General features: G+C 37.4%; 12 protein-coding genes. 3 read left to right on the top strand and 9 right to left on the bottom strand.

Annotated features, from left to right (window positions below; genetic code table 11):
• Positions 1 to 43: 43 nt before the first annotated feature.
• The 4 genes from H344_RS0103575 to H344_RS0103560 form a co-directional block, all read right to left on the bottom strand.
• Entirely contained in the window at positions 44 to 853 is an 810-nt protein-coding gene (locus tag H344_RS0103575) for a TrmH family RNA methyltransferase (RefSeq protein ID WP_026809036.1), read from the bottom strand.
• A 364-nt stretch (positions 854 to 1,217) separates the two neighbouring features.
• Positions 1,218 to 2,516, bottom strand: coding sequence for an amidohydrolase family protein (locus tag H344_RS0103570; protein ID WP_026809035.1), 1,299 nt, complete (start codon positions 2,514 to 2,516; stop codon positions 1,218 to 1,220).
• Positions 2,517 to 2,529: 13 nt separating this feature from the next.
• Entirely contained in the window at positions 2,530 to 5,481 is a 2,952-nt protein-coding gene (locus H344_RS0103565) for an amidohydrolase family protein (RefSeq protein WP_026809034.1), read from the bottom strand.
• Positions 5,482 to 5,644: 163 nt separating this feature from the next.
• Complete coding sequence (locus H344_RS0103560) at positions 5,645 to 6,712, bottom strand: DUF3810 domain-containing protein (protein ID WP_026809033.1); 1,068 nt, start codon at positions 6,710 to 6,712, stop codon at positions 5,645 to 5,647.
• A 72-nt stretch (positions 6,713 to 6,784) separates the two neighbouring features.
• Between H344_RS0103560 and H344_RS0103555 the strand changes: the two genes are divergently transcribed.
• Positions 6,785 to 8,245: an aminoacyl-histidine dipeptidase gene (locus H344_RS0103555; RefSeq protein ID WP_026809032.1), complete on the top strand. Its 1,461-nt coding sequence runs from the start codon at positions 6,785 to 6,787 to the stop codon at positions 8,243 to 8,245.
• A 130-nt stretch (positions 8,246 to 8,375) separates the two neighbouring features.
• The gene (locus tag H344_RS0103550) at positions 8,376 to 8,834 is read left to right on the top strand and encodes a CBS domain-containing protein (protein ID WP_026809031.1); all 459 of its coding nucleotides are present in this window, start codon (positions 8,376 to 8,378) and stop codon (positions 8,832 to 8,834) included.
• Between the two features lie 91 nt (positions 8,835 to 8,925).
• On the opposite strand, the gene H344_RS0103545 is transcribed toward H344_RS0103550, so the two are convergent.
• Genes H344_RS0103545 through H344_RS0103535 form a run of 3 tightly spaced genes read right to left on the bottom strand, consistent with a single transcriptional unit; the run spans position 8,926 to position 11,599 of the window.
• Positions 8,926 to 10,035, bottom strand: a complete 1,110-nt coding sequence (locus tag H344_RS0103545) for a peptidylprolyl isomerase (protein WP_026809030.1) — start codon at positions 10,033 to 10,035, stop codon at positions 8,926 to 8,928.
• Positions 10,036 to 10,046: 11 nt separating this feature from the next.
• Complete coding sequence (gldI, locus tag H344_RS0103540; protein WP_026809029.1) at positions 10,047 to 10,586, bottom strand: gliding motility-associated peptidyl-prolyl isomerase GldI; 540 nt, start codon at positions 10,584 to 10,586, stop codon at positions 10,047 to 10,049.
• Complete coding sequence (locus H344_RS0103535; RefSeq protein WP_026809028.1) at positions 10,583 to 11,599, bottom strand: DHH family phosphoesterase; 1,017 nt, start codon at positions 11,597 to 11,599, stop codon at positions 10,583 to 10,585. The genes gldI and H344_RS0103535 overlap by 4 nt, the downstream gene beginning before the upstream one ends.
• A gap of 283 nt (positions 11,600 to 11,882) precedes the next feature.
• Here H344_RS0103535 and H344_RS0103530 point away from each other — a divergent pair, with 283 nt between their 5' ends.
• On the top strand, positions 11,883 to 12,302 hold the full coding sequence (locus tag H344_RS0103530; protein ID WP_026809027.1) for a nucleoside-diphosphate kinase: 420 nt from the start codon (positions 11,883 to 11,885) through the stop codon (positions 12,300 to 12,302).
• 70 nt (positions 12,303 to 12,372) lie between these two features.
• Here the strand turns inward: H344_RS0103530 and H344_RS0103525 are convergent, their stop codons facing one another.
• Both H344_RS0103525 and H344_RS0103520 read right to left on the bottom strand, forming a co-directional pair.
• A complete protein-coding gene (locus H344_RS0103525) occupies positions 12,373 to 12,669 on the bottom strand; it encodes a DUF721 domain-containing protein (RefSeq protein ID WP_026809026.1) in 297 nt (98 codons plus the stop codon).
• Positions 12,670 to 12,671: 2 nt separating this feature from the next.
• Positions 12,672 to 13,088, bottom strand: coding sequence for a hypothetical protein (locus tag H344_RS0103520; protein WP_026809025.1), 417 nt, complete (start codon positions 13,086 to 13,088; stop codon positions 12,672 to 12,674).
• Position 13,089: the final 1 nt, after the last annotated feature.

The raw sequence follows: 13,089 nt of genomic DNA, 5'->3' as shown, positions 1-13,089 counted from the left end.
AATTAGGTAGAGGGTAGGGGTAGCGGTCTATTGCTCCGTCCTTCTATAGTTTTCGTTGTCTTACAGCCTCAAATATAAGTATTGCTGCGGAGACAGAAACATTCATAGAATCTATTTCACCTTGCATAGGAATAATTATATTCTGATTTGATTTCTTTAGCCAATCCTCTGATAATCCAGTAGCTTCAGTTCCTACTACAATAGCCGTGGGTTGAGTGAAGTCTACTGAAGTATACGCTTTAGAGGCAGTCAATGCTGCGCAGTTTATAGAAATATTATTCTTGTTAAGGTACTCTATAACTTCTACGGTACTTCCAATACCAATATTGGTGGTAAATAAACACCCTACACTAGAACGGATGATATTAGGATTATAGAGGTCTCCCTTGGCATTAGCAATTATTACCGCATCCAAGCCCGCGGCATCCGCTGTCCGGAGCAACGCACCTATATTACCTGGTTTTTCGGGGGCTTCCGCAACTAAGATTAAAGGATTTTTACGCTCTAATTTAAGTTGGTCTAGGGAGTGTTCTTTTGTTTTGGCAATAGCTAAAACCCCTCCAGTACTATTTCTATAGGCGATTTTTTGAAAAACCTCCTTAGAAATGGAGATTAATTCTGGTTGCTCTTTTAGTTCTTTTAGCTGTTCTAAGACTCTTTCCTTAGTAATTATTTCAGGATAAAAGAAAAGAGTTTGAAGGTTGTATCCACCTTTTATAGCTAATTCCAGCTCTTTGACACCTTCAATTATAAAGCTTCCTTTTTTCTTGCGCTCCCGTGATTTTTCTATCAATACTAGCGTCTGCCTTACTAAAGGGTTTTGTACGCTGTTTATCTCCTTAATATAGCTCATCGGAACAAAAATAAGCTATTGGTGCGACTTACACCACCTAAAAATGTAAGCTCAATTGAACCCTAAAAGACATACGTTTTTAAAAATGTGAATGGAATTAAAGAAAACTAGAATTCTCTGCTTAGGGTGTTCTATCCTTTCTTGAGTGTTGCCTACTAAAGAATCCTTGTCTAATGTTTATTTCAATCTTTTTATGATGCTCATGTTATTACTCTAGTGCCATTAGTTTTTGGTAATTAGTAAATTATTTGGGTGTTAATAGGTGGGAAAGGGAAAAATAATTTCACTGTTAAAAGTATATCATGAAAAAAGGGCTAGAAATAGATTGTATTCCCAGCCCTTTTAATTTTGTTATATAGATAGTTTATTTTCCCTCATATTTCCCCATATACCTTTTCCATAATTGGGTCTGGTGTGTTTCTAATGAGATGTCTCTCCCGTCTATAAAAGCTTTGGTTAATCGATTGGTTCGCATGTCTAATGCATCTCCTTCAGATATAAACAGGGTGGCGCTTTTACCTACTTCTAATGTTCCGTAGGTTTGATCTATCCCTAGAATTTTTGCAGGGTTAGAGGTAATCATTTCCAACGCTTTTTCTGGGGACATTCCTTGTTGTGCTATTTGCCCTGCATAAAAAGGAAGGTTCCTGTTTTGGAAATTCATAGCATCTATATTTTGAATAGCTACCAACAAACCGGCGTCAGATAAAATTTTAGGGAGTCTATAAGGTAAGTCGTAATCGTCATCCTCATGTTTAGGTAGATTATGGGGTGCTCTTACTAAAACAGAAACTTGATGCTGTTTAAGGAATTCGGTAATTTTATGGGCATCGTATCCGCCAACCAAAACGATATGTTTAACCCCTATATTTTTAAGAGCTGTAACGGCATCTAAGATTTCTTTTTCTCCATCAGCATATACATATAGTTTTTGTGTGCCTTGGAAAAGGCCTTGGGTTGCTCCGTAAGCCTGATTGTTTTTCGTTTCCTTGCCTTTACTGTAGGCCTTGGCACTTTTAAGGAAGTTTTCAATTTTTGCGGTTTCTTCAGGATAGTCTTTATTGGGCTTGTAAGCTCTGTCTTCACCTAACCACCACCGGCCTTGCTTAAAGCTTTCTGGCCAGTTAAGGTGTATCCCATCATCTACCTTTACTGCAGCATCTTCCCAGTTCCATGCGTCAAATTGCATAACAGAGGAGGTGCCAGATATAGTTCCGCCTTTTGGAGAAACTTGTCCTAAAAGCACTCCGTTAGGGCGCATACTCTCTACTACTCTAGACTCAGCATTGTAAGCTATTAAACTTCTTACATGTGGAGTAATATCTCCAATTTCTGCTTTGTCGTTTGTAGCTCTAACGGCGTCTACCTCAATTAATCCTAAAGAGGTGCAAGTGGCGATGAATCCAGGGTACACATGCTTTCCCTTGGCATCTATCACCGTTCCGGTACGGGCAATTCTAGCATTGGCGCTCCCCACAAAAGTGAGTTTGCCATTTTCAAACATGATTAAAGAGTTTTCTATAACTTCTCCATTACCCAAGTGCGCAACTGCGCCCTCAATAGATATTCCCGTTTTTTGTTCGGGTGCTGGTGTTTGCTGCGCAAAGTTTTGATAGGTGCACAGTATTAGTACAATAAGTATGGTAATTTTTAAATTTTTCATCTTGTATTGATTTTTAAAGGCTATCACAATGGAATTCTTCTTTCTCACTCTTTTTAGGTGCTTGGGTAGCTTTACCCTTATTTTTCTCCTCTAGCATAAGATTAATCAATTTGGCTTTTTCGGCCTTAATTGCTTCCCGTTGCTGTTTGTCTTTTTCTAAGTCAAAATACACAGCTCCTTCTATCAATGTTTTTTCTGCTTTGGAATAAACGGACAAGGGGTTGTGGCTCCATAAAACGATATCCGCATCTTTTCCTTCTTTTATGCTACCCACCTTATCGTCTAAATGCAATAGTTTTGCTGGGTTTATGGTTACCATTTTCCATGCCTCCAACTCGGTCATACCGCCATATTTAACAGTCTTTGCTGCTTCTTGATTAAGTCTTCTGGACATTTCCGCATCATCACTGTTAAGGGCTACCGTAACCCCTTGACTCTGCATAATGGCGGCATTGTACGGGATGGCATCATTTACCTCATATTTATATGCCCACCAGTCGCTGAAGGTAGAAGCGCCTACTCCGTGTTCCTTCATTTTATCGGCTAGTTTATATCCTTCTAAAATATGGGTAAAAGTATTTATGGTAAAATCGAATTTCTCTGCCACTTTTATCAACATGTTTATTTCACTTTGCACATAAGAGTGGCAGCTAATGAATCGTTCTCCATTTAGGATTTCGGCCAAGGTTTCCATTTCCTCATCAACCCTATAGGCTTGTCCGCTTTTTTTCTTAAGGTCGTATTCCTTGGCACGCTGAAAGTAGTTGATGAACATCTGTTCTACACCCATTCTACTTTGGGGGAATCTACTAAAACTGCTCCAGTTAGACTGTTTTACATTTTCGCCTAATGCGAATTTGATAAATTTAGGAGAGTTATCATAGATCATCTCGTCAGCACTTGCTCCCCATTTTAATTTAATAATAGCAGATCTTCCTCCAATTGGGTTTGCAGATCCGTGTAGTAGTTGGGCTGAGGTTACTCCACCTGCTAGGTTACGATAGATTCCTATATGCTCTGAGTCTACCACATCTTCCATTTTTACTTCTGCAGTGGAATTCTGTCCGCTTTCGTTAACAGATAATAACGCAATATGGCTGTGCTCGTCAATAATTCCTGCCGTAAGGTGTTTCCCCGTAGCATCTATTACAGTAGCGCCTCTTGTACTAAGGTTTTTCCCAATTTTAGAGATTTTTCCATTATTTATCAGTACATCGGTAGCCTCCAATATTCCTGCTTCCTCGCTAGTCCATACGGTAGCATTCTTAAACAATATAGTTTCTTGCTTTGGTCTACTAGCGTATCCGTAGCCTACATTAGGATAGGTGACTGGCTGAACTACTGGAGTTTTGTCTTGTTTGTTATTTTTAGGCTTTTCTGAAAAAGAGGAGGTTTTCTTGGCTGTGAATGTAGTTTCTGAGCCGTTGGGCAGGATTAGTCTTCCAGAAATATCATCTGAGTCTGGGTTGACTTTCCCTGACATTCTATAGATTTTATCGCCCTCTTTATTATGGAAGGTTAATGCTACCCAACTGTTGTCGTAACTTAAAGAGGAAGAGCGCTTGTCCTCTCCTTCTTTAATTTCTGCTTTGGGCTTTCCGGGTTCGCCACTAATAGAGAGGGTGTAATTATTTCCTCCTGCACTTAGTTCGTAGTTGCCTCTTATATCTTTAAGTTCCTTATCATTTATAATATGCTGCTGACCCTGTACCCAGTTCTCAAACAACACAGTGCCCTTGTCAAAAATATCTCCAGAGGTAATTAGGAAATTAGCTTGACTTCCGTTTTGTAATGTTCCTATTTCTTCGGATTTTCCCAAAATTGCTGCAGGAACGGTGGTAAGTGCCTTTAAGGCAGTAGCTTTGGATAGTCCATATTCTATAGCAGTTGCTAGCTTGTCTTTAAACTCTCCGGGAGATTTTAAGTCATGTAAGGTAAGGCTAAAGGTTATTTCGTTTTCCTCAAGCACTTTAGGATTGGAAGGTGCCTGATTCCATAATCGCATATCCTTTAAGCTTATAAATTGGGCTTGAAATGGGTTGGATACGTCATACGCCTTTGGGAAATTAATAGGAACTATTAACTTGGCGTTGGTAGCTTTTATATCTGTGATATTTTCGTATTCATTGCCTCCTGTTAAAATTACATAAGGAATGTTAAAGGTTTTGCCAATCTTATGTGCACGCAACACATGGTTTTTGTCTCCAGCCTCAAAAATTTGCACTAAATTCTTATTAGCGTTCAATGACTCTAGCGAGCGATCTTTGGTTTCTATGTTTCCTTTGGCATACCAGTCAGCATCGAAATACATTTGTCTTAACAAGGCCAAAGAACCCATTAGAGAGCTTGGGTAAGATTGTGATTTTAGTACACTTCTTTTTAATGAAAAATATTGGGCCGATTTATCGTCCAAAATACGATCGGCGTCGCTACCCTTTCCATTAAGAGCAATTAAAGCACCGGTTCCTCGGGCAATACCATCATGAATATGGGTGTTTACCGTTCCAAATCCAGCCTTTCTTAACTCTTCTGCTTTTTTGTCATCGTATTTAAAAACCCCTATAGCCTTGTTCTCTGGCATTATATGGTCATTCCAATAAAATCCTTCTCTAGAAGGTTCATATTGAGCTGTTCTTCGCCCACCAGAGGCTCTTTTTGGTTGTTCTATTCCAAAATCGGAATAAACATCTATAAAGGAGGGGTAGATAAATTTTCCATTTAGGTCTATAGATACCGTATTTTGAGGAAGGTTTACGGATTTTCCCACTTCTACGACTTTACCTTTATGAATGAGTAAGGTGGCATTATCTATAACCTTTGTAGGGGTTACATAAATTTTAGCATTGGTTAAGGCTGTGTAGTTGAGGTCCTCTGCTTTAACACCATCATTTTTTGGAAAGTATTCTTGTGCAAATAATGAAACACTGCACCACATTATGGCCAGTGCAAAAAAGCGCATTTTCATATTAAATTGTGTTAGTTATATTAGTCGATCTAAAAATAACCTTTCCCTTACAAAAGAGTAAAGCGTTTAGATTTTTTTAACATTTAAGAAGGGTAGTTGCTATGGTTAAATGTTATTTTTTTGTGTTTGATTACTATGATGATTGCTGTTAAATATTCTTTTATTACAGAGGTTTGTCCTGATAGTAGTTAACTAAAAGTGAAACCACAGCATTATAACTCCTAATACCTTTAGATTGGTTATTGGCTTTTAAGAAAGAGCTGTAAATCGATTTAAAAATAGGTTCCATTGGGTTTTCGTGGGCTTTCCAAAAATCGGTAACTTCCTTATAATTTTTAATTACCCCTGCGTTTAGTTGGCTATAGGCATTATCAAATAGTTCTCGATCCCTATATGCTAGGTCGCTTAGACAATAACTAAGTGCATAAGCATAGGCAGCGTATTTAAAATAGGGATCTTCATTTTTTACAGTAACTAAGTAACCGATAAAGTTGGTTTCGTTCTCTGCAGAGTACCCTAGTTGATGGCCAATTTCATGCCCGCTTATAATAGGAAACCTAAAGTTTGGTATCCTTCCGTTTGCCTGAGCCTCATTGGTGAATGGATTTAGATACCCGCCATAGCCCATATAGGTAAGGGGAGTGCTAAAAAGAGATTTCTTTATGCTAGGGCTTTTGTAGGAAAATAAAGGGAGTTGCTTTTCTAAAGATTGGTAACCATCTATGGTAATTTTAAATATTTCTTTTTTACTATAGGGGATTTCTACCATTTTGGTAGTATCCTTGGTTAGTTGAAATTGTGCCTCATTAGTCTTAGCTACCAATCTGTCTACAAAATCTACTAAATCTTGTTGGCTGTGTTGTTCATTTAATTGTAATGTTTTGGCTAAGGGTTCCCTATAGTAATTAAAGCCCCATAAAATATGAAAACTGAAATATGCCACAGATGCCACCATTACAATATCTCTAAGGAACCATAAAGGCTTTTTTCCTATCTGTTTACGATTAACAATAAGATATCTTATTGCAATAATAATGAGAAGGGCATATAAAATATCTCCAATGGAAAAAGGTATCCACCCTAAAAGTGCGCGCCAAAACCCTGATATGATAGGATATAATCCCTTACTGTAGTATTTCTCTATAATCTCGGGATTAGTACCTATCCACTTCACCAAAAATATTTGGGGTAGGAGGGATAGGGCGATGAGATTTTTAAATTTTTGTTTCATCCGTCCAAATTTAACCAATATTCTCGCATAGTTATTTTTCTATCTGTATTTTTGGGATCTAGATTTATATTTATGGGAAAAGAAATACGTGAGTTAGAGCCAAAGGCGGTATGGAATAAATTTGCAGATCTGAATGCAGTGCCACGGCCATCTAAAAAAGAAGAAAGAGTAATAGAATTCATGATGGATTTTGGTAAAAATCTTGGATTAGAAACTATTAAAGATGAGGTGGGCAACGTAATCATAAGAAAACCTGCTACTCAAGGGATGGAAGATCGAAAATCGGTTATCTTACAGTCGCACCTAGATATGGTGCATCAGAAAAATAACGACACAGAATTCGATTTTGATACCCAAGGAATACAAATGTACGTAGATGGAGATTGGGTTAGGGCTCAAGGTACTACTTTAGGTGCAGATAACGGTTTGGGCGTAGCCACTATTATGACCATATTAGAAAGCAAGGACATTCCTCACCCCGCTTTAGAGGCGCTTTTTACAATTGATGAGGAAACTGGAATGACGGGAGCTAAAGGTTTAAAAGGAGGATTGCTAAAAGGAGATATTCTTTTAAACTTGGATACGGAGGAAGATGATGAAATTGATATTGGATGTGCAGGAGGGGTAGATGTTACCGCTAAGGCAACGTATAATGAAGAAAATAGTCCAGAGGATTCAGTTGCATTTGTAATTTCTGTAAAAGGATTAAGCGGAGGTCATAGTGGTATGGATATTCATAAAGGGCTTGGAAATGCCAATAAACTTATGAATAGTTTACTAGTGAATGCCACTGAGAAGTACAATATTAAGATTGCCGAAATTAATGGAGGTGGACTAAGAAACGCTATCCCAAGGGAAAGTACTGCTTTGATAATTGTAGACGGTGTTAATGCAGAGAAGTTTACTCAAGATTTTAAGAAATGGGCAAAAAGTGTTATTAATGATTTTGCTTCTACAGATCCTAACTTAAAAATTACAGCGCAACCTACTGGGGGGGTATTAAAGGTAATGGGAAGCAAGGAGCAGAATAACCTATTGACCGCTTTAGAAGGTGCACATAATGGAGTGTACGCCATGAGTGCTTCTATGGAAGATTTGGTGGAAACTTCTAATAATATTGCAAGAGTTGAGGTTAAGGAAGGGAGCTTGAAAATTGCATGCCTTACTAGGTCATCGGTAGAAGCAGGAAAAAATGAACTTGCAGTATCCCTGAAATCGGTATTTGAAAAGGCTGGCTATGAAGTGAAGCTCAGCGGTGACTACCCTGGCTGGAATCCTAATCCAGATTCAGCTATTTTAAAAGTATTGGAAGCCAAATATGTGGAGCTGTTTAATGAGGAGCCTAATGTAGTGGCCTGTCATGCAGGACTAGAATGCGGAATATTGGGGCAGAACTATCCTGATGTAGATATGATTAGTTATGGTCCTACCATTAAAGGTGCGCATTCTCCGGATGAGAGAGCTAGTATCTCTTCAACACAGAAGTTTTGGAGGTATACGCTGAGTATTTTGGAAAGTATTCCGAAAGCTTAATTTACTATACTGGATTATGATATCTAGTAGGCTGTATGACATTTTTATAGGATTAATTCTTAAGAGGTTTAGTTAGGTTTATTTTGTAATTTTTGCTATATTATAAGGTGAAATTAAAATCACTATAAATATGGCTATCAAAAATTATAAGGGACCTAGGATGGTGCAACCCGAAGAGGAAACACTATTAAGAGTGCGGCACTATATGACGACTAAGCTTATAACATTTAGACCAGATCAAGCTGTAGAAGAGGTGATTGAAGCCTTATTGAAATATAAAATTTCTGGAGGGCCTGTAGTAAACGAGAATTACGAATTGATAGGAATTATTTCCGAAGGGGATTGTATAAAGCATATCAGTGAAAAAAGATATCACAATATGCCTAGTCCTAATAAGCTAGTGAAGGAGCATATGATTAAGAATGTGGAAACCATTGATGGTGATATGAATATTTTTGATGCTGCTAATAAGTTTTTAACTGAAAAAAGAAGGCGTTTTCCTATAGTTGAAAATGGGAAGTTGGTTGGACAAATCTCCCAAAAAGATATTTTAAAAGCTACCTTAGAATTGAAGTCCCAAAAGTGGTAATAGATTTTAATTTTGTGGGTTTATAATACAAAACCGCCACCAGTATGAAGTTCATGCTAGTGGCGGTTTTTTAATTGTAAAGTATGAATGCCTATTGGGCTAATTCTGTGATTTCAAGATCAAATACTAAATCTGAATTTGGAGGGATAACGTTACCTGCTCCTGCCTCACCATAGCCTAAATGAGAAGGAATAAACAAACGAACTTTGTCGCCTACCTTCATTTCCATTAGACCTTCTCTGAAACCAGCAATTAAAGGTGCTTCTGGGCTGTAGTCCATAGGAATTGCCTGGTATCCTCCGCCTCGCTTTCTAGCCGGGTTAAATGCGTCGTATTGAGTAGCAATTTCTTCAATGTTACTATCAAATAACGAACCATCAGATAAATATCCTGCATAATATACATTTACTTTTTGTCCCAATTTTGGCTTATCGCCTTCTCCTTCTTTTAAGGTGAATATTTTTAGTCCGGAAGGAAGCTCTTTGGCTTGTGGCTCCTGCTGGGAAAATTCGGCAACCATATCGCTAATCATTTTCTCTTTTGCTTTAATTTTCTCTTCTTCCTTAGCAAAATAATCGCTCATTATCTTAACGGCATCAAACTTTCTAGCGTCTTTTCCATTTCTAATAATTTCTACAGAATTCATAACCACATCAGTTACGGGTCTATCTCTTTCACCAGTCTCTACATTAGCAATAGAATCTACTACTTCCATTCCAGCTACTACATTTCCAAAGACAGTATGTCTTCCATCTAAAAAAGGAGTTTCTTTGTGAGTGATGAAGAATTGACTTCCGTTAGTGGTAGGTCCTGCATTGGCCATAGAAAGGATTCCTGCTTTATCGTGTTTTAGGGAATCATTAAACTCGTCCTTAAACTTGTAGCCTGGATTTCCGCTACCAGTACCCGTTGGATCTCCACCTTGAATCATAAAATCTTTAATTACTCTGTGAAAAATAATTCCATCGTAATACTTTTTTCCTTTTAAACTATCACTAACAAATGGGTTTTCTCCTTCGGCAAGAGATATAAAGTTGGCAACGGTTAAAGGCGTTTTTTCATATTCTAATTTTAATATAATATCTCCTTTATTGGTGTTGATATCTGCAAAAATACCATCGCCTAATTCGGCGTGTTTACTAGATTTACAACTAGTAACCGCTATGGATAGTATGAATAGTAATAGGTAAGCTTTTCTCATCTCTTGTGGTTTTAATTTTGACTTTTATCGATTTTTATAATGGTAATTGTTGTTTTAACTGGGAGGTTTGTCCCAATTTTATTTTTATCGCCATGATAGCCATAGGCTAGGGAAGAGGGGATTAAAAATGTAGCACGCTCTCCTTCCTTTAATAATTTCACACTATTTCTTAGTCCTGGAAAAAGTTGTTGTTTATCTACCTTATAAGTTATGGTGCCAATTTCCTGTTGGGAATATATTGTGTCGTTATCCAGGCTAATAATATTATACTGCATGGTAACTAAATCATCTGGTTGTGGGTAGTAGTTACTCTCGTTATTTTTATTTATATAGTGATACCAAGTGCCACCACCACTTGCTAGATAAGTGTTATTACTGTCGGCTGCGATTATTTTTCGGATTTGCTCTTCTTCTTGTTTTAGCAATGTCTTGTTGCGTTCTACGGATTCTTTTAGGATACTCCCTGTTTTAACTTTGATAGGTTTTCTTGCTTCCGGAACACCGCATTGTGTAATTAGAGCGAGCAAGAGCAAATAATAGAGCTTTCTCATTTCTTTAGTTGGTCTTTATAGGAAGGTAATAGGGAGGTGAAATAATTAGTGGTTTCTGTAAGGCTCATTTCACTACGTCCTCCAGAGGCGTTATTATGACCTCCTCCATTAAAGTGAGCCCTAGCAAATTCGTTTACTGAAAAATCTCCCTCCGAACGGAAAGAAATCTTAATTATTCCTTCGTCCTTATTTTCAATAAAGATTACCGCAAAAATAATTCCTTCTAGAGTAAGTCCGTAATTTACAAACCCTTCGGTGTCGCCTTTTTTAAAATTGTTTTTATCTAATTCTTCCTGGGAAAGGGTGATGTAGGCGGTGCGAAATTCTTCTAAAATCACCATATTTTTTAACGCACATCCCAATAAATGTAATCTGCTAGGGGTGTTAGTATCGTATACCATGCTATGTGCGAGGGTGTTATTTGCCCCTTTCTCAATTAAATTAGCCGCTACAGTATGTGTTCTGCTGGAGGTGGAAGAATATTTAAAAGAGCCAGTATCGGTCATTATTCCCGTATATAAGCAAATAGCAATTTCTGGGGTTATATGGTTTATACCTTTATGAGCTTCTATTACATTGTACACCATTTCACAGGTAGAGCTCATGCTTACATCTGAATACATGATTTGCGCATAATCAGATGGTTCTTGGTGATGGTCAATCATCACAAAAGTAGCAGAAGCCTCTTCTAAAAGGGGCTGTAATTGGCCAATTCTACCTAAATGGTTAAAGTCTAATGTGAATATAACTGTGGCCTCATTTATTAGCTCTTTTGCAGATTCTGTGTCTTTTTCAAAATTAATGATCAGCTCACTTAGTGGAAGCCATTTTAAAAATTTAGGAAAATCGTTTGGAACGACCACCTTGGCCTGCTGTCCTAAATTGTTTAAATAGTGCCATAAAGCTAGAGTGGACCCAATGGCATCACCATCAGGATTTTTGTGAGGGATTATTACGATGCGTTGAGGAGTCTCAAGAAGCGCATCGATTGCTTTAATTATTTCTAAATTCATGGGCGCAAAGATACAATTTATAAATATATACTTTTATTCGAATATTTTAATTTGACTTAGATAATAATCGGTTGTTGGCCCTTGTTTTATGGGGAGTTAACCAGTTTTTGTGATTGATAAATATAATTTTAGAATTACCAATTTGCTAGGTTTTAAATGATTTAAATGTGATGGTGATTGTCTTAGTGTGTTGATTGTAAGTGGTTAGATGCAAATAGATAGCGCAACTTTTTCTTCTTGTAGGTTGAAGAATAAAATGTATTTTTGCCCAAAATTTAAACAGATGATTACAAACAGAACATTTACCATGATAAAGCCAGATGCCGTAGAAAACGGACATATAGGCGGAATTTTGGAAAAAATAACCTCTGCTGGTTTTAAGATTGTGGCTATGAAATATACTCAATTGAGCACAAGAGACGCTCAGGAGTTTTATGCAGTTCACAAGGAACGTCCTTTTTATGGTGAGTTGGTAGAATTTATGACTAGAGGTCCTATTGTGGCAGCTATTTTGGAAAAAGATAATGCTGTTGAGGATTTTCGTGCATTAATTGGTGCTACTAATCCAGCAGAAGCTGCTGAAGGTACTATCCGTAAATTATATGCAACTTCTATTGGAGAAAATGCTGTTCACGGGTCAGACAGTGATGAGAATGCAGCTATTGAAGGTGCTTTTCATTTTTCCGGTCGTGAAGTGTACTAAGAAAAACGAATAAGAGTAAAAAGGCCGACGATTAAGTCGGCCTTTTTTTTTGTTTCTAAAAGTCTTCTAATTAGCGAAGCACAATTTTCTTTACCAGTTCTTTTCCCATTTCCTCGTTTATCATATTGATGATTTTGGATTTACCATGACTTAGTTCCTCTCTAAGAACGGAAGAGGATAGAGAGACAAAAAGAGTATCGTTTCGTAACTCTATGGCAGTGGTATAGTTGTTTACTCCGTTACCCATCATTTGTTTCCATGCATCACGGACGTTTACACGATCCATTCCTTTTTGTAGTTTATTCTGTGAAATAAACTCTTGAAGGGCTTCGCCCATGCTGAGGTTGTTGTTTTTTCTTTTTGCCATGATTATTCTAGATTAATGGGGGTAAAACGTTTATAATGGTATGTTGTCTGTTCTTTGTTTGTGGTGCTAAAACTATCCTCGTCTAAGCTAATTATTTTCTCTTCCCATTCGCTTAATTGGTTCTTATAATGCATGTTTATACCTCCATTACTTTCTATTAATGTAAAGTATTCTGCATCGTTAGAAGTGTCGTAAGTGCCTAAAAGGGTAGGTTGTACTTTTTTTCGGTAGCCTTTTTTATCAGTTACTTCTATAAAATCTATAGTGGTGTTCACAGTATATATCTTTTCCGTCCCATTGGGGAAACTTACCTTTTCTATTTCCCAATAGCCGTTTAAATGGGATATTTGGTCCCATCCCACCTCTTGTTTACACGCGCTAAAGACTAAAAAGATTAAAAGGAGTTTAAGAGTTCTCATG

Origin of the sequence: Arenibacter latericius DSM 15913 (genome assembly GCF_000424985.1) — a bacterium.
GTDB classification, from domain to species: domain Bacteria; phylum Bacteroidota; class Bacteroidia; order Flavobacteriales; family Flavobacteriaceae; genus Arenibacter; species Arenibacter latericius.
The sequence above is the reverse complement of the archived record's forward strand: the minus strand, read 5'-3'. Positions and strand labels throughout refer to the sequence as shown.

Coding starts and splice junctions, on each gene's coding strand:
- H344_RS0103530 (WP_026809027.1), top strand. CDS start 11,883: ATGATTACAAACAGAACATTTACCATGATAAAGCCAGATGCCGTAGAA.
- H344_RS0103550 (WP_026809031.1), top strand. CDS start 8,376: ATGGCTATCAAAAATTATAAGGGACCTAGGATGGTGCAACCCGAAGAG.
- H344_RS0103520 (WP_026809025.1), bottom strand. CDS start 13,088: ATGAGAACTCTTAAACTCCTTTTAATCTTTTTAGTCTTTAGCGCGTGT.
- H344_RS0103545 (WP_026809030.1), bottom strand. CDS start 10,035: ATGAGAAAAGCTTACCTATTACTATTCATACTATCCATAGCGGTTACT.
- gldI (WP_026809029.1), bottom strand. CDS start 10,586: ATGAGAAAGCTCTATTATTTGCTCTTGCTCGCTCTAATTACACAATGC.
- H344_RS0103555 (WP_026809032.1), top strand. CDS start 6,785: ATGGGAAAAGAAATACGTGAGTTAGAGCCAAAGGCGGTATGGAATAAA.
- H344_RS0103570 (WP_026809035.1), bottom strand. CDS start 2,516: ATGAAAAATTTAAAAATTACCATACTTATTGTACTAATACTGTGCACC.
- H344_RS0103560 (WP_026809033.1), bottom strand. CDS start 6,712: ATGAAACAAAAATTTAAAAATCTCATCGCCCTATCCCTCCTACCCCAA.
- H344_RS0103565 (WP_026809034.1), bottom strand. CDS start 5,481: ATGAAAATGCGCTTTTTTGCACTGGCCATAATGTGGTGCAGTGTTTCA.
- H344_RS0103575 (WP_026809036.1), bottom strand. CDS start 853: ATGAGCTATATTAAGGAGATAAACAGCGTACAAAACCCTTTAGTAAGG.
- H344_RS0103525 (WP_026809026.1), bottom strand. CDS start 12,669: ATGGCAAAAAGAAAAAACAACAACCTCAGCATGGGCGAAGCCCTTCAA.
- H344_RS0103535 (WP_026809028.1), bottom strand. CDS start 11,599: ATGAATTTAGAAATAATTAAAGCAATCGATGCGCTTCTTGAGACTCCT.